This window comes from Saccharothrix longispora (assembly GCF_030852425.1).
In the GTDB taxonomy this organism is placed as follows: domain Bacteria; phylum Actinomycetota; class Actinomycetes; order Mycobacteriales; family Pseudonocardiaceae; genus Actinosynnema; species Actinosynnema longispora.
This window is the reverse complement of the sequence record NZ_NSDM01000011.1, coordinates 60,504-81,254: the sequence shown is the minus strand read 5'-3', so window position 1 is coordinate 81,254 and position 20,751 is coordinate 60,504. Positions and strand designations below refer to the sequence as shown.

Genomic DNA, 20,751 nt, shown 5'->3' with positions numbered 1-20,751 from the left:
GCGCGTTCGCGCAATAGCCTGAACAGTCCAATTAGGACTTCCGTATGCGGCTGTTCGTCCTATTGTCCGGCGTGACCCGGGGGGATGTGCTTGCGCTTATCTTTCCCCACGAAGGGTTTGCGCCGTGAACAACTCAGGAAGACGGTGGAGACACCGCACCAGTGCGGCCCTGCTGGCCGCCGTGCTGGGCACCACTGGGTTCGGCTTCGCCGCCGCTCCGGCACTCGCGCAGGAAGCGCCCACCAACGCGCCCGCGCCCGCCGACAAGCAACTCGACAAGCAGGACCTGGAGCTCCTGGCCGAGGCCGAGAAGGCCGGCCAGGACAACGTGACGCTCCTCGTCGCCGCCGAAGAGGGCAAGCTGGACTCCGCCGCCGACGACCTCCGGGCGCTCGGCGGCGTCGTCGAGAAGACCGAGGCCGACGTCGACTACCTCAAGGTGTCGGTGCCGCGCGGCAACGCCGAGAAGGCGGCCAAGCTGGCCTCCGTGAACGCGGTGGACGTCGACGGGCTCGTCGAGCTCGACGACCCCAAGCCGGAGGGCGCGATCACCCCGCTGCCGCAGCCGGCGCCGGGCGCGAAGACGCCCAAGAAGAACCCGTACATGCCGACCCAGGACACCAACGCGGCGCAGTTCACCGACCAGCACCCCAAGTGGGACGGTCGCGGGACCACGATCGCGATCATGGACTCCGGCATCGACCTCGACCACCCGGCGCTGGCCACCACGACGACCGGTGAGCGCAAGGTCGTCGACTGGTACAACGCGAACGCCACGAACTCCGGCGACGGCACGTGGGTGCAGGTGGCCGGCCGCTACACCGGCACGTTCACCAGCGGCGGCGCGACCTACAAGGCCCCGGCCACCGGCGGCCCGTACAGCTTCGGCCTGTTCCGCGAGTCCGCGGGCGACCTGGGCCTGGCCAACAGCGAGACCGGCGGCGACATCAACCGCGACGGCGACCGCGTGGACGTGTTCGGCGTGCTCCAGGACGTCACCACCAAGGAAGTCCGCGTGGACGTGGACGGTGACGGCGACTTCACCGACCAGACCGCGATGCTGGACTACAAGTACAAGAAGGACGTCGGTCACTTCGGCGTCGACAACCCGTCGACCCCGGTGCTCGACACCGTGGCCTTCGTGGTCCAGACGGACCGGTCGATCTACGACAACGCGGGCACCGCGTACGTCAACATCGGCATCTCCGCCCAGCACGGCACGCACGTCGCGGGCATCACCGCCGCCAACAAGATGTTCGGCGGCAAGATGACCGGCGCGGCCCCGGGCGCGAAGCTGATGGCCGTCAAGGTCTGCCTCACCACCCCGTCGTGCACCAACAGCGGCCTGATCGACGGCCTGCTGTACGCGGCGCGCAACGGCGCCGACGTCGTCAACATCTCGATCGGCGGCCTGCCCGCCCTCAACGACGGCAACAACGCGCGGTCCGAGCTCTACAACCGCACGATCGCCGAGTACAACGTGCAGGTGTTCATCTCCGCCGGCAACAGCGGCGCGGGCGCGAACACCGTCGGCGACCCGTCGGTGACCACGGACGCGGTGAGCGTCGGCTCGTACATCACCGCCGACACCTGGCTGTCGAACTACGGCTCGGTGACCAAGCAGAAGGAGGGCCTGCACGGCTTCTCCTCCCGCGGCCCGCGCGAGGACGGCGGCTTCAAGCCGACCATCGTCGCGCCCGGTTCGGCGATCTCCACCACCCCGCAGTGGCAGAACCCCGGCCCGGTGGCCGGCACGTTCGAGCTGCCCGCGGGCTACGCCATGCTGAACGGCACCTCGATGGCCTCGCCGCAGGCCACCGGCGCCGCCGCGCTGCTGATCTCCGCCTACAAGGCCGAGCACGACGGTCAGCGGCCCCCGGTCGCCGAGCTGCGCAACGCCATCAAGTCCGGCGCCAAGTGGGTCTCCACCCTCCAGGCGTACGAGCAGGGCGCCGGCCTCTTCGACACGAAGAAGGCGTGGGCCCAGCTCAACGCGCACCCGAACACCCAGGCCGTCACCACGTCGGTCGCCGTGAACACGGTGCTCTCCCCGCTGCTGGCGACGCCGAACACGGGCGTCGGCATCCACGACCGCGAGGGCGTGGTGATCGGCAAGGAGTACACCCGCACCTACACCCTGACCCGCACCACGGGTCCCGCCCGCAACCAGCAGTTCCTGGTGAAGTGGCAGGGCAACGACGGCACGTTCTCGTCGAAGTCCCTGGTCAGCCTGCCGCTGAACACGCCGGTGTCGTTCGACGTGAAGGTGAAGCCGAAGACGGCGGGCGCGCACTCGGCCGTGCTGAAGCTCGACAACCCGTCCACCCGCGGCATCGACGTGTTCACCCTGAACACCGTGTTCGCGGCCGACGAGTTCACCGCCGCGGGCAAGTACGCGGTCACCAAGTCCGGCACCATCGCCCGCAACCAGTCGAAGTCCTTCTTCGTGAAGGTGCCGGCCGGCACCAGCGCGCTGAAGGTCGACATGGCGGCCGGCGGCGCCGAGGCGGGCAAGGGCCAGGTGCGGTTCCTGCGCTACGACCCGTACGGCGTGCCGTTCGACACCACCTCGTCCACCAACTGCTACAACCCCGACGCGGGCGCGGGCTGCGCCGGTGGCTCGCCCACCAGCCGCACCGTGAGCAACCCGCTGCCGGGCGTGTGGGAGATCGTGGTCGAGGCGCGGCGCACCTCCGACGCCGACACCGCGCCGTTCTCGGTGACCGCGTCGGTGCTGGGCACGACCGTCAGCCCGAACCCCGATACCATCCCGTCGGCCACCCTGGGCACCCCGGTCGAGCGCTCCTACACGGTCGAGAACTCGCTGGCCGCGTTCAACGGCCGGCTCGTCGGCGGCACGCTGGGCAGCGCGAAGGTCGAACGCGCGACCATCGCGGACGGCGCGGTGCAGCTCTTCGACCTGACCGTGGCGCCGGGCTCGTCGCAGCTGCGCGCCACGATCGGCCGCACCGCCGACGTGGCCGCGGACCTCGACCTGTTCGTCTACAACTGCACCACCGGCACCTGCGTGCTGGCCGGTCAGCAGGCGGACGGCGACTCCGAGGAGTCGGTGACGATCAACAACCCGGCGGCCGGCGCCTGGCGCGTCCAGGTCGACGGCTACGAGGTGCCCGCGGGCACCACGGAGTACGACTACGTCGACGTCTACACCGCCGCGGGCCTCGGCTCGGTCGTGGTGACCGACGTCGACGCCGACCGCGTGGCCGGTTCGTCGTGGACGGTGCCCGGTGTGGTCACCCCCCTCGGCCTGCCAGGTGCCGGTCGCGTGCTGCGCGGTGAGCTGACCGTGCAGACCTCGGAGGGCGCGGTCGTCGGCCGCGGCGCGGTGGTCGTGCAGAACGTCGCCTGATCCCGTTCCACCCCCGTCCCGGGGCCACCTCGTTCGCGGGGTGGCCCCGGGTCCGTTCTACGGCTCGGGGTCGCGGTTGGACAGGGGCCGGTCGACGTCGACCTTCCCCACGCCCGCCAGCGCGGGCACGTCCACGGCCAGGTCCACCGGCACGGCGGCCCGCACGTAGCCGATCGCCGCGTCCGACGCCTCCACCACCGCGCCGAGCCGCTGCAACGAGGCCACGACCTCCTCGGTCCGCCCCTGTTCGGCGGCGATGGTCAACGTCACCGTGGGCACGCCGTCGCGCTTCGCCTCGGCCACCGAGTCCTCCCCGTTCGGGCTGAGGGCGGGCGCCGCCGCGCCCGCGGAACTCGTGAGGGGCAACGTGGTCCCCTGCTCGACGGGGTGCGCGCCGCACCCGGCCAGCACCAGCCCGAGTCCCGCCACCGCCAACGCTCTTCTCATCCACGCCTCCACGCCGGGTCCTGTTCCCAGGACGGAATGGTCGGTCATCGCGGTTGCACCGGTTGCTCCGGCCCGCTGAACGCCTGCACGCGCTCCTGGCCGTCCGCGCTGTCGCCGAACACGCGGTTGTCGGCCGACCCGTTCGACGGCTGCTCCACCACGCGCCCGTCGACGGCGCGGGGCAGGTCGCGGACCCGCACCTGCGGCAGCGCCGACGGGTGCTTCGACCGCACCCACGCCACCAGGTGCTCACGCGCCACGCACCTGAGGTCCCAGAGGCGACCGGCGTCCGAGGCGCTCACCAGCGCGCGCACCCGCACGAACGAGCCGACCGCGTCGGTCACCTGGAGCACGCACACGCGGCCGTCCCACAGGTCCGTGCCCTCCATGGCGTGCCGCAGCTCCTGCCTCAGGTCCTCGACCGGCACCGTCCAGTCGAGGTCCAGCTCGACCGTGCCGAGCAGGGCGGACTGGGTGCGCGTCCAGTTCTCGAACGGCGTCTTCATGAAGTACGACGTGGGCAGGATGAGCCGCCGGTCGTCCCACAGGTGGATGACGACGTAGGTCAGCGTGATGTCCTCGATGCGGCCCCACTGCTTCTCCACGACCACCACGTCGTCGAGCCGCACGGCGTCGCTGAACGCGATCTGCACGCCCGCGAACACGTTGCCCAGCAGCGACTGCGCGGCCAGCGCGGCGATGGCGCCGATGACACCGGCCGAGGCCAGGATCGAGGTGCCCGCGGCGCGCGCGCTCGGGAAGGTCATGAGCACCGCGGCGGCGGCCAGCACGCTCACCACGACCACGGTGACCCGTCTGACCAGCGTGATCTGCGTGTGCACGCGCCGGGCGTGCCTGTTGTCGGACACGTCCACGCGGATGCGGGCGAGCGTCGCGTCCTCGATCACCACGAGCAGCGAGGCGAGCAGCCAGGCGCCGGCGAGGATGAGCGCTATCCCCGTCGCGTGCAGCAGCCCCGGCCGCCAGTCCCCGCGTGCGACCAACCCCAGCGAGAACTGCACGGCGACCAGGACGGCCACCACGACGGCGGGTTTGTGGGCGTGCCGGGCGAGGCCCGCGAACAGGTCGGACCGCCTGCCGATGCGGCGGATCACCCGGTGGACGAGCGTCACCACCGCCAAGGCGACCAGCAGCGAGCCGGCGAAGGTCAGAACGGCTGCGAGCAAGGGAAGGGCACCTCCTCGGGGACACGGGCACGTCCTCGGGTCCGTACCCACCATCCGGGAAGATCACCCGTTCGGGAGAGTTTCGCCACTGGGAACCCGCGCGCGGAACCGCGTTCGGCCGTTCGCCGCGCCGCCGGCGGGGTGCGGCGCGTAGCTTCGCAGGGGCTACGCACGAGTAACGCAGTGGAGGCACCGGTGCACGTGGAGTCCGAGGGCGCGCGGTTGGCCGTCCACGAGCGGGGCGACCGGTCCGCGCCGACCGTCGTGCTGGTGCACGGCTTCCCGGACACGCACCGAGTGTGGGACGGCGTGGCCGCCGAGCTGGCCGGGGAGTTCCACGTGGTCGCCTACGACGTGCGGGGCGCGGGGGCGTCGTCCGCGCCGCGCGGGCTGGCCGCGTACCGGCTGCCGGTCCTCGCCCGCGACCTGCTCGCGGTGGTCGCCGCCGTCAGCCCGGACGCGCCCGTGCACGTCGTGGGGCACGACTGGGGCTCGATCCAGGCGTGGGAGGCGGTGACGACGCCCGGCGCGCCCATCGCGTCCTTCACGTCGGTGTCCGGGCCGTGCCTGGACCACGTCGGGCACCTGCTGCGCCGGGAGCGCGGGCCCCGGCACCTCCGCCAGCTGCTGCACTCCTGGTACATCGCGGCGTTCCACGTGCCCGTGGTCGCGCCGCTCGTGTGGCGGCACGTCGTGGGCCCGCGCTGGGGGGACGTGCTGCGGCGGGTCGAGGGCGTCTCCGCCGACGTGCAGCCGACGATCGTGCGCGACGGCGTGAACGGCATGGCGCTGTACCGGGCGAACTTCGTGCCGCGCCTGCGGTCGCCCCGCGCGCGGCGCACGGACGTGCCCGTGCAGCTCGTGCAGCCGCTGGGGGACCGGTACGCGACCCCGGCCGTCTCGGAGGACGTGGAGCGGTGGGCGACGGACGTGCGGCGGCGGGAGCTGGACGCGGGCCACTGGGCGCCCGTCACGCACCCCCGGGCGCTGGCCCGGCTCGTCGCGGAGCACGTCAGGGCCCACACGCGGTGAGCCCGGCCTCCGCCGTCCGCCGGCGGGCGATCTCGCGGCCCAGGTTCCAGGTGCGCCAGTCGTCGGCGGTGAACGGGCCGCGCATCGCGAACGCGCAGTCCCGCAGGTGGTCGGGCAGGGTCAGGATCGCGGGCACGGCGTCGTCGGACAGCGTGCTCAGGTAGGGCAGGTCGATCGTGCCGGACCGCTGCCAGCGCTCGACGTTGCGCTCGGCGACGAACCGGTCGGGGTCGAGGGCGGCGAGGACGAGCAGCGCGCCGAACCCGGTGGCCACCACCGCCCTGGCGAGCCACGCGCCGTCCAGCTCCACGCCCGCGGCGATGACCAGCAGGTAGACCACGCCCAGCCACAGCTCGCAGGCGAGGACCAGGAGGCGGGGCACGGTGAACCCGTACGCCTGCTGGTAGAGCCACATGCGGGTCAGCGCGCTCGCCACGATCACCAGGGTGAGCACCGCGAGCGCGCCGAGCAGGCCGCGCAGCCACGTCCGGTCGCGGTCGGTGTCGAGCCGGGCGAACCGCGCGACCGGGGCGATCACGCCGAGGGTGAGCACGGTGACCGCCAGCAGCTGCCAGAAGCCGGTGCGCGCGTACCCGGAGTAGGTGAGGCCGTCGGTGGTGACGACGTGCGCGTCACCGGCGAACAGGGTCGTGAGCTGCACGCCCGCGAACGCCGCGAACAACGCCACCAGCGCGCCGACCGGCAGCGCCCAGTCGCGGCGGGCGACGCGGCGGGCCGGCCGCGCGGTCCCGTCCAGGTCGACCGGCACGGCCAGCAGGTGGCACGCGCCGAGCACGCCCAGGGCGACCAGCGGGAACACCACGAGCGCCTGCCCGTCCGCCTCGGGCGTCAGCGTGCCGAGCAGGTCCGCGAACGACTCGTCGGCCCCCGCGAGCAGCGGCACGAACACCAGCAGCAGCGCGACGGTCACCAGCACCGGTCGCGCCGCCGCCGGCACGCCCCCGCCCCGGAGCCCGCGCGCCAGCCACGGCAGGGCGCGGAACGAGGCCACCGGCACCGCCGCCGAGCCCAGCACCAGCCCGCGCGCGGTCCGCCCCCCGGCGACCGCGAGCGAACCGGCCGCGCACCCCGCCACCGCGCACAGCGCGAACAGCCACTCGGCGGCGAGGAACGCGCCGACCGCGAACAGCGCCGTCGACAGCGCCGCCCAGCCGGGTGCGACCCGGCGCAGCAGGCCGAAGACGACCAGCGCCGTCAGCACCCACCCCAGGCCGGGCCGGTCCAGGGGCAGCAGCACGGCGCCCGCCGCGCCGGCCACCGCCGCGGTCAGCAGAACGCGGTTGGGGGTCATCGGGTCGTCCTCCGTGGCGTGCGTGGTCGCCGCCCGGGCCGGGCGGGCGGGGAAGCGGTCCGGTCAGGCGTGCGAGCCGTGCCGCCGGTCCGCGCGGGCGGTCGCCGGCAGCACGGCGCGTATCCGGCAGCCCGGCCCGTCGACCACGGCGATCGTGCCGCCGTGCAGGTCGACCACCCACCGGGCGATGTTGAGCCCCAGCCCGGTGCCCCCGCCGCCGGCCCGCTCACCCCGGGTGAAGCGCTCGAAGACCCGGTCCCGGTCCCGGGGGGCGATGCCCGGCCCGTCGTCCGCGACCTCCAGCACGAGGTCCTCGCCGACCGACGCGGTCACCCGCACCTCGCCGCCCGCCGGGCCGTGGCGGGCGGCGTTGTCGAGCAGGTTGGCGACCACCTGCGCCAGGCGGGCCTCGTCGGCGTGCACCGTGGCGCCCGGCGGCGTGACCTCCACCGTGAACCGCACGCCGCGGGCGGCGACGGAGGCCTCCGCCACCACGTCCGAGAGCAGGGGCTCCAGCGCGAACTCGGCCTTGTCGAGCCGGTGCGCGCCGGCGTCGATGCGCGACAGGTCGAGCAGTTCGGCGACGAGCCTGCCGAGCCGCTCGGTCTGCGCCAGGGCCGTGCGCATGGTCGCCGAATCCGGCTCCACGACCCCGTCCACGACGTTCTCCAGCACGTTCTGCAACGCCGTGATGGGGGTGCGCAGCTCGTGCGACACGTTCGCGATCAGCTCGCGCCGCTGCCGGTCGGCCGCGCCCAGGTCGGCCGCCATCCGGTTGAACGCGACGGCCAGTTCGCCGACCTCGTCGCGCGCCGTCGCCCGCACCCGCTGGCTGTAGTCGCCGGCCCGCATGGCCCGCACCGCCGCCGTCATCGCCCGCAGCGGCCTGGTCATGCCGTGCGCGAGCACCTGCGACGTGACGACGACGATCACCATCGTGCCGATCGTCGTGTTCGTCGGCAGCCAGCCGATGCGGTACCAGAAGAACGCGAACCCGGCGGCGAACGCCGACACCAGCAGGATGCCGATCTTCAGCTTGATCGACCGCACCGGGTCCAGCGGGCGCGGCAGCAGCTCCGCGACCGCCTCGACCGCCGACCGCAGGCTCACCGCGGCACCTCCAGCGCGTACCCGACGCCGTGCACGGTGCGGATCAGGTCCGTCCCGAGCTTGCGCCGCAACGCCTTCACGTGGCTGTCGACCGTCCGCGTGCCGGTGCCGTCGTGCCAGCCCCACACCTCGCTGAGCAGGCGTTCCCGCGACTGCACGGCGCGGGGCCGTTCGGCGAGGTGCACCAGCAGCTGGAACTCGGTCGGCGTCAGGTGCGCCTCCTCGCCGCCGCGCAGCACCCGCCGCTCGGCCAGGTCGATCTCCAGGTCGGCGACGGCGATGCGGGTCGCCGCCGCCGACGCCGCCCGCTCCACGCGCCGCAGCAGCGCGTGCACCCGGGCGGCCAGCTCGCGGATCGAGAACGGCTTGGTCAGGTAGTCGTCCGCGCCGACCGCGAGCCCCACGAGCAGGTCCGTCTCGTCACCGCGCGCGGTCAGCATGAGCACCGGCACGGGCCGCCGCGCCTGGATGCGCCGGCACACCTCCAGCCCGTCGAAGCCGGGGAGCATGACGTCCAGCACGACCAGGTCGGCATCACCGGCCCGGTCGACGGCGGTCGGCCCGTCGTGGGCCAGGAGCACCTCGAACCCCTCGGCGCGCAGCCGCGCGGCCACCGCCCCGGCGATCGTCAGGTCGTCCTCGACCACCAGCACCCGGCGTGTCATGCGACCGACTCTAGGTCGGGGCCGTGGAGGCGGGCGGTGGAGGTTGTGAACGTCGTGTGGAGGACCACCACCCGTCCGGGAGCGTTCCCAACCGCGGGCCGGCCTGGTTTGCTGGGTGCGGGCGGGCTCCGAGGGGAGGAGAACGGTCGTGCGACGTGCGCTGTGCGGTGCCGCGGTGCTGGCTGTCGTCTGGTGGCCTGCTGTCGTCTGGTGGCCTGCTGTCGTCTGGTGGCCAGGGGTCGCGTCCGCGGCCACCGGCGTCGAGGTGCTGGAGGTGCCGCCGGGCACCACGGGGAGCAGGGCCGTCGCGGTCAACGCCGCGGGCGTGGTCGTCGGCTCCGCCCGGGTGGACGGCCGGAACCGGCCGGTCCGCTGGTCGGCCGACGGCGAGCTGACCGAGCTGGGCCTGCCGGACGGGGTCGGCGTGGTGGCCGGGGTCGACGACGCCGGCCGCGCCTACGGCACCTCCGGGTCGAGGGCGACCCGGTGGGAGGCCGACGGCTCGCCGACCGCGCTCGACGCCCTGCCCGGCGGCCGGTACGCCCGGGTGCTGGCGGTGAACCCGGCCGGTGTGGCCGTGGGCACGGCCTCGGACGCCGCCGGCGCGCGCCACGCCGTCCGCTGGGACGTGGACGGCCGCGTCACCACCCTGCCCGGCGGCGTCCGGGCCGAGGCCGTGGACGAGGACGGCGCGATCGCGGGTGTCGACGACGCCGACCGGCTCGTGCGCTGGGACGACGGCGCGCCCACCGGACCCGTGACCGTGCCCGGCAGCACCCGGACCTGGGTCGAGGCCGTGCGCGGCCCGCACGTGGTCGCCCAGTTCTCCCGCGAGGACCGCACGAGCTACGCCGTGCGCTGGGACGGCGGTGGGGCGGTCGAGCTGCCCGCCACCGAGTACGGCGTGCTGCGGGCGGTCGGGCCGGACGGCGCGGCGTACGGCTCGTGGGAGGGCAAGGCCGTGCGGTGGGACCTCGGCGGCGCCCTCACCTCGTTCGACCTGCCGGACGGCTACGGCGGCGGCCAGGTGGAGTTCGTCGCCGACTCGGGCGTGAAGGCGGGCATCGCCCGGGGCGGCCCGAGCCACCGCCCCGTCCGCTGGTCGCCGACCGGCGAGGTCGAGCTGCTGCCCGTGCCGGGCGGCGAGACGCAGGGCTTCGTCGCGGGCCTCAACGACGCCGGCGTGGCGGTCGGCCAGCTGGAGGGGCGTGCCGTGCGCTGGCCCGTCGGTGGGCCCGCCTAGGGTGACCGCGTGGGCGAGGCTGTGCTGGAAGCGGTGTTGGAGAGGATCACCTTCGCCAACGAGGAGACCGGGTACACCGTCGCGAGGGTCGACCCGGGGCGCGGCGGGGACCTGGTGACCGTGGTCGGGGCGCTGCTGGGCGCGCAGCCCGGCGAGTCGATCCGGATGCGCGGCCGGTGGGGCTCGCACCCGCAGTACGGCAAGCAGTTCCACGTGGACGACTACACGACCGTGCTGCCCGCGACCATCCAGGGCATCCGCCGCTACCTCGGGTCCGGTCTGATCAAGGGTATCGGGCCGGTGCTGGCGGACCGGATCGTCACCCACTTCGGGGTGGACGCGCTGGACGTCATCGAGCACGCGCCGGAGCGGCTGGTCGAGGTGCCGAAGCTCGGGCCCAAGCGGACGAAGATGATCGCCGCCGCGTGGGAGGAGCAGAAGGCGATCAAGGAGGTGATGGTCTTCCTCCAGGGCGTCGGCGTGTCCACGTCCCTCGCCGTGCGCATCTACAAGCAGTACTCGGACAAGGCGATCGACGTCGTGCGCGAGGAGCCGTACCGGCTGGCCACCGACGTGTGGGGCATCGGCTTCCGCACCGCCGACGTGATCGCCAAGGCCGTCGGCATCCCGCACGACAGCCCGCAGCGGATCAAGGCGGGCCTCCAGTTCACGCTCGGCGAGGCCACCAACGACGGCAACTGCTACCTGCCCGAGAACGAGCTGATCGGCGCGGCCATCAAGATCCTCCAGGTCGACGCCGGCCTGGTCATCGAGTGCCTGGCGGAGCTGGTCGGCGAGGAGGGCGTCGTCCGCGAGGTCATGCCGGACGGCGAGCCCGCGATCTACCTGCTGGCGTTCCACCGCGCCGAGATCTCGCTGGCCAACCAGCTGCTGCGGCTGCTGGGCACGGAGGCCGAGCGGATGCCCGCGTTCCAGCGCGTGGACTGGGCGAAAGCGTTTGCGTGGCTGGGCGCGTCATTGGAGGACAGGCAGCGCGACGCCGTGCGGCTCGCCCTGACCCGCAAGGTCGCCGTGCTGACCGGCGGCCCGGGGTGCGGCAAGAGCTTCACCGTCCGCTCGATCGTCAAGCTGGCCGTCGCCAAGGGGGCGAGGGTGGTGCTCGCCGCGCCGACCGGGCGCGCGGCCAAGCGGCTCACCGAGCTGACCGGGCACGAGGCGCGCACCGTGCACCGGCTGCTGGAGCTGAAGCCCGGCGGTGACGCGGCCTACGACCGCGACCGGCCGCTGGACGCCGACCTCGTCGTGGTGGACGAGGCGTCCATGCTCGACCTGCTGCTGGCGAACAAGCTGGTCAAGGCCGTCGCGCCGGGCGCGCACCTGCTGCTCGTGGGCGACGTCGACCAGTTGCCGTCCGTCGGCGCGGGCGAGGTGCTGCGCGACGTGCTCGCCGAGGGCGGCCCCATCCCGAACGTGCGCCTCACGCACATCTTCCGCCAGGCGCAGCAGTCCGGCGTGGTGACCAACGCCCACCGCATCAACTCCGGCGACTACCCGGTCGTGCAAGGCATGCCGGACTTCTTCCTGTTCCCCGTGGAGGAGGCCGAGGAAGCGGCGGCGCTCACCGTGGACGTCGTCGCGAACCGCATCCCGCGCAAGTTCGGCCTGAAGCCGCGCACCGACGTGCAGGTGCTCGCACCGATGCACCGGGGTCCGGCGGGCGCGGGCGGGCTGAACGCGTTGCTCCAGGAGGCGTTGACACCATCCACACCGGACCTGCCCGAGCGCCGGTTCGGCGGCCGGGTGTTCCGGGTGGGCGACAAGGTCACCCAGATGCGCAACAACTACGAGAAGAACGTGTTCAACGGGACGCTCGGGATCGTCACGGCGATAGACGCCGTGGAGCAGAAGTTGACCGTTCGGACCGACGAGGAAGAGGACGTGGACTACGAGTTCGGGGAGCTGGACGAGCTGACCCACGCCTACGCCATGACGATTCACCGCTCACAGGGCAGTGAGTACCCGTGCGTCGTCATCCCAATCACCACGAGCGCGTGGATGATGCTCCAGCGCAACCTGCTCTACACGGCGGTGACCCGGGCGAAGAAGCTCGTCGTCCTGGTGGGTTCCCGGAAGGCGATCGGTCAAGCGGTCCGGACGGTGGGCGCGGGCCGCCGGCACACCGCCCTCGCCCACCGCCTGTCCCACCGGCTCCAGGCGGCCTGGTGACCGTGCCCGCGCGGTCCTTCGAGGTGTTCCCGCGCAGCCTCCGCTGACGCGCTAGCGCATCGGGAACGCCACGTCGCACACCTCGTCGCCAGGTCCGGCGGCCGCGAAGTCGGTGAAGTAGACCTCGCGCGGCGCTCCGGCGACCGCGTGGCCGTTCTCCTCCAGCCACGCGGCGACCGCGTCGAACGCCGACAGGATCTGCGGGAACACGACGTGCGCCTTCGGCAGCCGGGCGTACGCCTCGCGGTGCGCCTCCTCGACGCGGTGCGCGGCCGTCACCTCCGCCCCGCCCGGCTCGATCGGGAAGCACAGCTCGACCGGCCCGTCGCTGTCCTCGTTGACCTCGCCGTGGTACACGACGTACGGCGCTCCGGCCGCACCGCCGAACGGGGCCGCGGCCCGCTCCGCCCGGACCATCGCCGCGCCGATCCACTCCACCAGCTCCGGCTGCCGCAGGTGCCGCTGCTCGGTGAGCACGACCTGCGCCGCCACGTCCCGCTGCCTGATCTCGTACATGTCCGACAACCCCTCGCCTCCGGCCAACACGACGCGGAGGTGCGCGGCCAGCGCGCGCTGCACGGCCATCCGGTGCTCGACCCCGTCCCAGTACCGGGCGACCAGGTCGGACCGGCGGTCCTCGGGCGCGGCCACGATCGTGCCGACCAGGGCCAGCGGCATGTCGAGCCGCCGCAGCAGCGCCACCAGGCGTGCCGGCGCCAGCTGGTCCTCGCGGTACCGCCGGTAGCCGGTGGCCGGGTCGACCGACGCCGGTCGGAGCAGGCCCTGCCGCTCGTAGAGCCGCAGCGCCTTCACCGACAGCCGTGAGCGCCGGGCGAACTCCCCGGTCCCCAGCAACCGCGTCCCAGGTCCTGGCACCACCCGCACATCCTCCACGGGAAGACCGTGCGGGCCGCCCCAGGGGCCGGGTCAAGCGGCTACTGCCGGTAGCCCTCCACGGTGCCGGGGGAGCGGGGCTCCGCGCCGTCCGGGTCCAGGCCCGCAGCGCGGCGGGCGCGGCGCCGGCGGAGCAGGTCCCACGTCTGGTCCAGGGCGACTTCGAGGTCGCGCAGCCGGCGCACGTCACCGTCGGTCAGGCCCTCGCCGACGCGCGAGCCCTCCAACCGGTGTTCCTCGTCCACCAGCTGGGTGATGCGCGCGACGAGTTCTTCGTCAGTCACGTCTCCTCCTCCATCCGGACCGGGATCGGGTACCTCCCGGCCGCCGGCCGAAACGCCGCGTGCGCGACCCCGTGGGAATGACCGGTCGGCGGGTGTGCACCGGCGCGGTTTTGCCCCATCCTCCGATCACCCTGCATTGGAGGAAACACCGTGAAGTCGACCGGACGTTCACTGCTGACACTGGCCGCGGCCGGTGTCGTCGGGCTGGCGGTGGTCACCGCGAGCCCCACGACCGCGGGCCCCGCCCCCGAGGTCGCCCAGGCCCAGGCCGGCCCCACCTACGTGTACAAGGTCCACGCCCCGCTCGGGAAGAGCGCCCAGGACCTGCTCGGGCGCGGCTTCGACGTGCTGGAGGACCGGGACGGCGATCACCTGTTCGTGTTAGGCGGTGCCTCCACCGGCGCCGACCTGGCGACGGCGGGCTTCAGCGCGGTGATCGACGAGGTGCTGCCCGCCCCCGAGTGGCAGCCGCCGGCGAAGAAGTCCCAGTCGCCCACCTTCGACGCCGCCGACGTCAACGAGACCTACTACGGCGGCTACCGCACGATCAACGCCCACTGGTCGCACCTCGACCTGGTCGGGCGGAACTACCCGGCCCTCACCACGGTGGTCGACTACGGCGACTCGTGGAAGAAGACCCAGGGCGCGGGCGGCTACGACCTGCGCGCCGTGTGCATCACCAAGAAGAACGCGGGCGACTGCGCGCTGAGCCCCACCGCGCCCAAGCCCCGGTTCTTCGTCATGGGCCAGCTGCACGCCCGCGAGCTGACCACCGGTGACGTGGCGTGGAAGTGGATCGACCACCTGACCCAGGGCTACGGCACGGACGCCGAGGTCACCGCGCTGCTCGACACCACCGAGGTGTGGGTCGTGCCGATCGCCAACCCGGACGGCGTGAACATCGTCCAGCAGGGCGGCAACTCGCCGCGCTACCAGCGCAAGAACGCGAACGACACGCACGGGTCGGGCTGCTCGGGCACGTCGTCCTCGCAGATCGGCGTCGACCTCAACCGCAACACCGACTCGCACTGGGGCGGCGAGGGCACCTCGTCCAGCCCCTGCGCGCAGACCTACAAGGGCCCGAGCGCCAACTCCGAGGTCGAGACGCGGGCGTTGCAGGCGCTGTGGCGCAACCTCTACCGGGACCGGCGCGGCACGGGCGTCACCGACGCCGCCCCGGCCGACACCACCGGCGTCGTCGTCTCCATGCACAGCTACTCGAACCTGGTGCTGTTCCCGTGGGGCTGGACGACCCAGTACAAGGCGGGCAACGACGCGCCGCTGCGCGCGATGGCACGGGACCTGGTGGGCCTGGCCGGCTCGGGCTGGCAGTACGGGCAGCCCGGTGAGGTGCTCTACAACGCGGCGGGCGCGACCGACGACTGGGTGTACGACGACCTGGGCGTCGCCTCGTTCGTGTGGGAGATCGGGCCGTCGTCGGGCACCTGCTCGGGCTTCTTCCCGGCCTACTCGTGCCAGGCGTCGACGTTCTGGCCGAAGGTCAAGCCGATGCTGATGTACGCGGCGAAGAAGGCGACCAGCCCGTACGGCGGCGGCGGGAACCCGCCCACCGACTGCGCGAAGGCCACCAACGACGCCGACGTGGCCATCCCGGACAACGGCCCGGCCGTCACCAGCACCATCACCATCGCCGGGTGCACGGGCAACGCCTCGTCGACCTCGCAGGTGGAGGTGCACGCCGTGCACACCTACCGGGGCGACCTGGTGCTCGACCTCGTCGCGCCGGACGGCACGGCGTACCGGCTGAAGTCGTCCAACAGCGACAGCGGCGACAACATCGACACCACCTACACGGCGAACGTCTCCGCCGAAGCGCGCAACGGCGACTGGAAGCTGCGCGTGCAGGACGTGTACTCGGCCGACACCGGGTACCTGAACTCGTGGAGCCTGACCCTCTAGGCGAATTCGAAGAATGCTCGAAAAGGGCCTGCGGGGGATCGCCCCGCAGGCCCTTCGCTTTTCGCCGCCCCGATGTCCGGGGAACGCGGGATCAGAGCAGGTCGACGATGACCTTCGAGACGTCGATGTCGTCGATCAGGTCCAGGTCGTCGACCGCGTCGACGATGATGCCCTTGAAGACCAGGTTGTCCTCGACGTCGACGTCCTTCAGGACGTTCTCGATCGTGACCTCGAGCAGGTCCAGCTCGGTGCCGTTCAGCACCTTGTTGTTGCCGAGGATGTCGCCGAAGGTGATGACCGCGTCGGGCAGCACGTCCACGTCGACGTTGATGCTGCACGTCACGACGTTGATCAGCCCGAGCGGGTCCGAGTTGACGCACGAGGCGTCGGGGGTGGTGGTCGCCTGCGCCGCGGTGGAACCGCCGAACACCAGCGCGCCGGTCAGCGCGGCGAGGGCGGCACCCGAGACAAGACGCTTCAACACGAGGACTCCCTGGTTTTCCGTTTCCGTTGGCGCCGGTCGGCGCTGCTCGAAGAAAAGCAGAAGACGGCTGCGGGCCGCACGGGTCCTTTCGTGTGACGGACGAAAAGAGCCGGCGAAATTCCTCTTTTCGTCGGACGCCCTCGTCGCGCGATCGGACGTCCATTATTTTCGGCCCCGATGTATCCGTATCCGGCGTTTCCCGTCGGGCCGCCGGCCCAAACTGGTCTGCTCGTGGGAGTCGCGCGCGAGCCGCTCCGGGGGCGTCGTCGCGCTTCGTGCCGGGTGTCCGCAAGCGTGCGGCGCGGAACGCCTGCGACCGGGTGGCGACGCGCCCGCAAACACGTCGGAACGGGTGATGACGGAACAGCGGGCAGGTGGTGTGACCTACTTCACCGGTCGCACGGCTCGTCGGCGGGATGACGGTCACGGTTCCTCCGCCGGGGTCGGGGTCCCGGCGGGGTCCGGGGCTCCGACCAGGTCGCCGAGGTCGCGCAGGGTGCCGGTGACCGCCCGCAGCTCCGGGAGGGCGATCCGCCCGCCCAGCTCGTTCGCCCACTCCGCCTGCCGCCGCTCGACCTCGCGCAGCGCGCGGCGGCCCCGGTCGGTGAGGACGAGCAGCCTGGCGCGCCGGTCGGCCGGGTTGTCCCGCAGCTCCACCGCGCCCTCGCGCGCCAGGGCGTTCGCGGTCTCCCGCACGGCCTGCCGGGTGAGGCCCATGGCCCGGGCCACCTGCGCCACCGTGCACGGGCCGTGGTCCACGACGCCGAGCACCTGCCAGCGGGCACTGGTCAGCCCGGAGGGGGCGGTCAGCCGGTCGCCGGCGGCGAGCAGCAGTCCGTTGAGCCGGAACACCTCGACGAGCAGGTCCGAGAACTCCCGGCCGCGGCCGGTCAACGCGGTCATCCCCGGAAGCTCCCAGATTGACAAGTACTTGTCAAAGTTGTCGTCCGGGCACGTCGAAGGGCCCCTGCGGTGGTCCGCAGGGGCCCTTCGGGTCGTGCCGGGAGGGTTACTTCAGGCCATTGCTCATCGCGGTGATCAGCTCGCCGTTCGCGGTGTCGCCGTCGAGCGCCCAGAAGAACGCGCCGCCGAGGCCCTGGCTCTTGGTCCACGACATCTTGCCGCCGATGGTGGCGGGGGTGTCGTAGCTCCACCAGTTGTTGCCGCAGAACGCGTACGCGGTGCCCGCGACGGTGCCGGTGGCCGGGCAGGTGTTCTTCAGGACCTTGTAGTCCTCGATGCCCGCCTCGTACGTGCCGGGCGCCGCGCCGGTCGCCGTGCCGCCCGGGGCGGCCTGGGTGACGCCGGTCCAGCCGCGGCCGTAGAAGCCGATGCCGAGCAGCAGCTTGGCCGCCGGGACACCCTTGCTCTTGAGCTTCTGGATCGCCGCGTCGGAGTTGAAGCCCTGCTGCGGGATGCCGGGGTAGGAGGTGAGCGGGGAGTGCGGGGCCGTCGGGCCCTGGGCGTTGAACGCGCCGAAGTAGTCGTAGGTCATGACGTTGTACCAGTCGAGGTACTGCGCCGCGCCGCCGTAGTCGGCCGCGTCGATCTTGCCGCCGTTGGAGCCGTCCGCCGTGATGGCGGCGGTGACCAGGTAGTTGGCGCCGAACCGGGTGCGCAGGGCCTGGGAGACCGTCTTCATCGAGCTGAAGCCGGAGGTGTCGCAGGTCAGGCCGCAGGCGTTCGGGTACTCCCAGTCGATGTCGATGCCGTCGAACACGTCCGCCCAGCGCGGGTCCTCGACGAGCTTGTAGCAGGACTCGGCGAACGCGGCCGGGTTCTGCGCGGCCTGGCCGAAGCCGCCGGACCAGGTCCAGCCGCCGAACGACCACAGCACCTTGATGTGCGGGTACATCTTCTTCAGCTTGCGGAGCTGGTTGAACGAGCCGCGCAGGGAGCCGGTGTCCCAGGTGTCCGCGACGCCGTCGACGGAGTTCGCGGCGGTGTAGGCCATGTCGTAGTCGGCGTAGGCGTCACCGATGGTGCACTGGCCGTTCTGCACGTTGCCGAACGCGTAGTTGATGTGCGTCAGCTTCGCGGCCGAGCCGGAGGTGTGGATGTTCTTCACGAAGTACTGGCGGCCGTAGACGCCCCACTGCGTGAAGTAGCCCAGGTTCTTCTTGCCGCCGGGCTGCGGGGTGCCGGTGGTCGTGGTCGTCGGACCCGTGGTGGTCGTCGTGGTCGTGGTGGTGGTGGTGGTGGTCGTGGTGGTCGTCGTCGGGTTGGTCCCGCCGGCGTCGCACGACGCGCCGTTCAGCTTGCAGTTGGCCGGGGCCGAGTACGAGCCGGAGTAGGTCACGTTGAAGCCGAAGCTCACCGAGCCGCCGGTGCCGACGCTGCCGTTCCAGGTCGGCTTCACGGTGACGTGCTGGCCGCTGGTGGTCTGGGAGCCGTCCCAGATGGAGCTGACCTTGGCGCCCGCGGGCAGGTCGAACTCGACGGTCCAGGTGCTCAGGGCGGCGCTGGAGCCGTTGCGGATCGTGTACTTGCCCTCGTAGCCGGTACCCCAGTCCGAGCCCTTGGTGAAGGTGGCGGAGACGCCGCCCGCACCGCTCGCCGCGGGTGCGACGACCAGCCCCACCGCCAATGTGGCGACGGCTACTGCCGCCGCTGTGACATGCCATCGGATCTTGGACATCGTGCTCCTCGTCAGGAAAGGAGTGCAGGGTGGTGTCACCATGTGGTTCAGACCACTTCACGGTCAAGGTCTAGACCATTGTCGTCACTCGAACGGAGTAACGCGGGCGGCTTCGGAATCGGTTCCGCGGGCCGCTGACCACTAGGGGTGGTCGAGCCTAAAGTCGACGGTCCCCCGCCACCAGGGGGTGACGCCGGCACCCGTCCACGTGGCCAGACTCGGGGCATCGGCGTCGAACGGGAGGACACGCGTTGATGGGCACGAGGGGAATCGCCCTGGCGGCCGTCGTGGGGACGGCCGCGCTGGGGCTCGGGGGAACGGCGGTCGCGGCCCCGGCCGGTGACCGGGTCGACCGCGCGGTGGTGCAGCGGGCGCTCGACGAGATGGCCCGCACGGGCGCGCAGGGCGTCCAGGTGCGGGTGGTCGACGGCCGGCGGGAGTTCACCGCGCGCGCCGGCACGGCGGAGGTCGGCTCGCCGCGCCCGGTGCCGCTCGACGGCCGGTTCCGGGTCGGCAGCATCACCAAGACGTTCGTGTCGACGGTGGTGCTCCAACTGGTCGGCGAGGGTTCGGTCGGGCTGGACGAGCCGGTGTCGCGCCACCTGCCGGGCCTGCTGCCCGACGGCGACCGGATCACCGTGCGGAACCTGCTCCAGCACACCAGCGGGCTCTACGACTACACGGACGCGCTGCCGTCCGACCCGGAGGGCTACGAGGCCATCCGGTACCGGACGTGGGCGCCGGCCGAGCTGGTGGCCCTGTCCACGGCCCGGCCGCTGGACTTCCGGCCGGGCACCGGCTGGAACTACTCCAACACCAACTACGTCGTCGCGGGCCTGCTCGTCGAGAAGGTCACCGGGCGGCCGTACGGGGAGGCGGTGGCGCGGCGGGTCCTGCGCCCGCTGGGACTGCGCCACACCCACGTGCCGGGCGCCGCGGTCGCGATCCCCGGGCCGCACGCGCACGGCTACCAGCGCCTGCGCGGCGAGGTGGACGACATCACGCGCATCAACCCGTCGGTCGCCCACGCGGCGGGCGGGATGATCTCCACGACCGCCGACCTCGACCGCTTCGCCGAAGCCCTCCTGGAGGGCCGCCTCCTGCGCCCCGCGCAGCAGGCCGAGCTGACGAAGCTGATCCCGGTGGCGGGGGAGTACGGGCTGGGCGTCGAGCGGTCGACCCTGCCGTGCGGCGTGGAGGTCTGGGGCCACGGCGGCGGCATCCCCGGCTACTCCAGCCTGGTGGTCGGCACGGCGGACGCGAGGACCCGCCTGACGGTGTCCCTGACCTCGGCCCCGGACCCGGGGCCGATCACCGGGGCCGAGGAGCTGCTGGCCGAGGTCTTCTGCTGACGGCCCGTAAAGGGCTGCGCGAGAAGGCTGCGCGGGGAGGGCGTCCGGTGTGCGGGCGCCCTCCCCGCGCAGCCCGACGACGCCTGGGGGTGCGTCGTCGCGGCGTGGTGGCGGCCGAGGGCGGTCGGCCGCCACCGTGGTCAGCGGGTGGCCAGGAACTCCTCCAGCCGTTCCACCACGAACGCGTGGTCCTCGGCCTGCGGCAGGCCGGACACGCCCACGGTGCCCACCATGCCCACCCCGGCCACCAGGACCGGGAAGACGCCGCCGTGCGCGGCGTAGCGGTCCGGGTCCAGGCGCGAGTCGCGGTCGAAGTCCTTGCCCGCCGCGCGGAACGACTCGCCGACCCGGAACGAGCTCTGGCCGTAGCGGTCCACGACGCGGGACTTGCGGTCGATCCACTCGTCGTTGTCGGCCGACGTGCCGGGCAGGGCCGCGTGGAAGAGGCGCTGGGCGCCGCGCCGCACGGAGACGGTCACCGGCAGCGCGCGGGCGCGGGCGGCGTCCAGGAGGAACGCCCCCAGCTCCAGCGCCACCTCGTTGTCGAACGCCCGGAAGACCAGCCGGGCCTCCTGGTCGACCAACTCGTCGAGCAGGCTCACGACGTCACCGCCCGCGCGGTCCGG

The 20,751-nt window shown here is 72.7% G+C and carries 17 protein-coding genes; 6 read left to right on the top strand and 11 right to left on the bottom strand.

Annotated features, from left to right (window positions below; genetic code table 11):
* Positions 1-124: 124 nt before the first annotated feature.
* Positions 125-3,370, top strand: a complete 3,246-nt coding sequence (locus tag CKY47_RS24270) for a S8 family serine peptidase (RefSeq protein ID WP_306748376.1) — start codon at positions 125-127, stop codon at positions 3,368-3,370.
* 57 nt (positions 3,371-3,427) lie between these two features.
* Here the strand turns inward: CKY47_RS24270 and CKY47_RS24265 are convergent, their stop codons facing one another.
* Both CKY47_RS24265 and CKY47_RS24260 read right to left on the bottom strand, forming a co-directional pair.
* The gene (locus CKY47_RS24265) at positions 3,428-3,817 is read right to left on the bottom strand and encodes a hypothetical protein (protein WP_306748374.1); all 390 of its coding nucleotides are present in this window, start codon (positions 3,815-3,817) and stop codon (positions 3,428-3,430) included.
* A gap of 44 nt (positions 3,818-3,861) precedes the next feature.
* Positions 3,862-5,004 (bottom strand): mechanosensitive ion channel family protein, encoded by a 1,143-nt coding sequence (locus tag CKY47_RS24260; RefSeq protein ID WP_306748373.1) that lies wholly within the window; start codon positions 5,002-5,004, stop codon positions 3,862-3,864.
* A 195-nt stretch (positions 5,005-5,199) separates the two neighbouring features.
* Here CKY47_RS24260 and CKY47_RS24255 point away from each other — a divergent pair, with 195 nt between their 5' ends.
* Positions 5,200-6,036 carry an alpha/beta fold hydrolase gene (locus tag CKY47_RS24255; protein WP_306748371.1) on the top strand — a complete coding sequence of 279 codons (837 nt, stop codon included), beginning with the start codon at positions 5,200-5,202 and terminating at the stop codon, positions 6,034-6,036.
* Here the strand turns inward: CKY47_RS24255 and CKY47_RS24250 are convergent.
* The 3 genes from CKY47_RS24250 to CKY47_RS24240 all read right to left on the bottom strand — a co-directional run bounded on the left by CKY47_RS24250 (position 6,017) and on the right by CKY47_RS24240 (position 9,123).
* On the bottom strand, positions 6,017-7,348 hold the full coding sequence (locus tag CKY47_RS24250) for a DUF4153 domain-containing protein (protein WP_306748369.1): 1,332 nt from the start codon (positions 7,346-7,348) through the stop codon (positions 6,017-6,019). The two genes, CKY47_RS24255 and CKY47_RS24250, sit on opposite strands and share 20 nt — an antisense overlap.
* Positions 7,349-7,411: 63 nt before the next feature.
* The gene (locus CKY47_RS24245) at positions 7,412-8,458 is read right to left on the bottom strand and encodes a HAMP domain-containing sensor histidine kinase (RefSeq protein WP_306748368.1); all 1,047 of its coding nucleotides are present in this window, start codon (positions 8,456-8,458) and stop codon (positions 7,412-7,414) included.
* The gene (locus CKY47_RS24240; protein WP_306748366.1) at positions 8,455-9,123 is read right to left on the bottom strand and encodes a response regulator; all 669 of its coding nucleotides are present in this window, start codon (positions 9,121-9,123) and stop codon (positions 8,455-8,457) included. Before CKY47_RS24240 ends, CKY47_RS24245 begins: the two co-directional genes overlap by 4 nt.
* Before the next feature lie 148 nt (positions 9,124-9,271).
* Here CKY47_RS24240 and CKY47_RS24235 point away from each other — a divergent pair, with 148 nt between their 5' ends.
* Positions 9,272-10,366, top strand: coding sequence for a hypothetical protein (locus CKY47_RS24235; RefSeq protein ID WP_306748364.1), 1,095 nt, complete (start codon positions 9,272-9,274; stop codon positions 10,364-10,366).
* A 9-nt stretch (positions 10,367-10,375) separates the two neighbouring features.
* Positions 10,376-12,553 carry an SF1B family DNA helicase RecD2 gene (recD2, locus tag CKY47_RS24230; protein WP_306748363.1) on the top strand — a complete coding sequence of 726 codons (2,178 nt, stop codon included), beginning with the start codon at positions 10,376-10,378 and terminating at the stop codon, positions 12,551-12,553.
* Between the two features lie 51 nt (positions 12,554-12,604).
* Here the strand turns inward: recD2 and CKY47_RS24225 are convergent, their stop codons facing one another.
* Entirely contained in the window at positions 12,605-13,447 is an 843-nt protein-coding gene (locus CKY47_RS24225) for a MerR family transcriptional regulator (protein WP_306748362.1), read from the bottom strand.
* Between the two features lie 41 nt (positions 13,448-13,488).
* Positions 13,489-13,731 (bottom strand): DUF2630 family protein, encoded by a 243-nt coding sequence (locus CKY47_RS24220; protein ID WP_306748361.1) that lies wholly within the window; start codon positions 13,729-13,731, stop codon positions 13,489-13,491.
* Between the two features lie 150 nt (positions 13,732-13,881).
* Here CKY47_RS24220 and CKY47_RS24215 point away from each other — a divergent pair, with 150 nt between their 5' ends.
* Positions 13,882-15,651, top strand: coding sequence for a M14 family zinc carboxypeptidase (locus CKY47_RS24215; protein ID WP_306748360.1), 1,770 nt, complete (start codon positions 13,882-13,884; stop codon positions 15,649-15,651).
* A 91-nt stretch (positions 15,652-15,742) separates the two neighbouring features.
* On the opposite strand, the gene CKY47_RS24210 is transcribed toward CKY47_RS24215, so the two are convergent.
* The 3 genes from CKY47_RS24210 to CKY47_RS24200 all read right to left on the bottom strand — a co-directional run bounded on the left by CKY47_RS24210 (position 15,743) and on the right by CKY47_RS24200 (position 18,773).
* Complete coding sequence (locus tag CKY47_RS24210; protein ID WP_306748359.1) at positions 15,743-16,135, bottom strand: hypothetical protein; 393 nt, start codon at positions 16,133-16,135, stop codon at positions 15,743-15,745.
* Positions 16,136-16,558: 423 nt separating this feature from the next.
* Entirely contained in the window at positions 16,559-17,038 is a 480-nt protein-coding gene (locus CKY47_RS24205) for a MarR family winged helix-turn-helix transcriptional regulator (RefSeq protein ID WP_306748358.1), read from the bottom strand.
* Between the two features lie 106 nt (positions 17,039-17,144).
* On the bottom strand, positions 17,145-18,773 hold the full coding sequence (locus CKY47_RS24200; RefSeq protein ID WP_306748357.1) for a glycosyl hydrolase family 18 protein: 1,629 nt from the start codon (positions 18,771-18,773) through the stop codon (positions 17,145-17,147).
* Between the two features lie 254 nt (positions 18,774-19,027).
* Here CKY47_RS24200 and CKY47_RS24195 point away from each other — a divergent pair, with 254 nt between their 5' ends.
* Positions 19,028-20,125, top strand: coding sequence for a serine hydrolase domain-containing protein (locus tag CKY47_RS24195; protein WP_306748356.1), 1,098 nt, complete (start codon positions 19,028-19,030; stop codon positions 20,123-20,125).
* Between the two features lie 140 nt (positions 20,126-20,265).
* Here the strand turns inward: CKY47_RS24195 and CKY47_RS24190 are convergent, their stop codons facing one another.
* Positions 20,266-20,727 carry a heme-degrading domain-containing protein gene (locus CKY47_RS24190; protein ID WP_306748355.1) on the bottom strand — a complete coding sequence of 154 codons (462 nt, stop codon included), beginning with the start codon at positions 20,725-20,727 and terminating at the stop codon, positions 20,266-20,268.
* Positions 20,728-20,751: the final 24 nt, after the last annotated feature.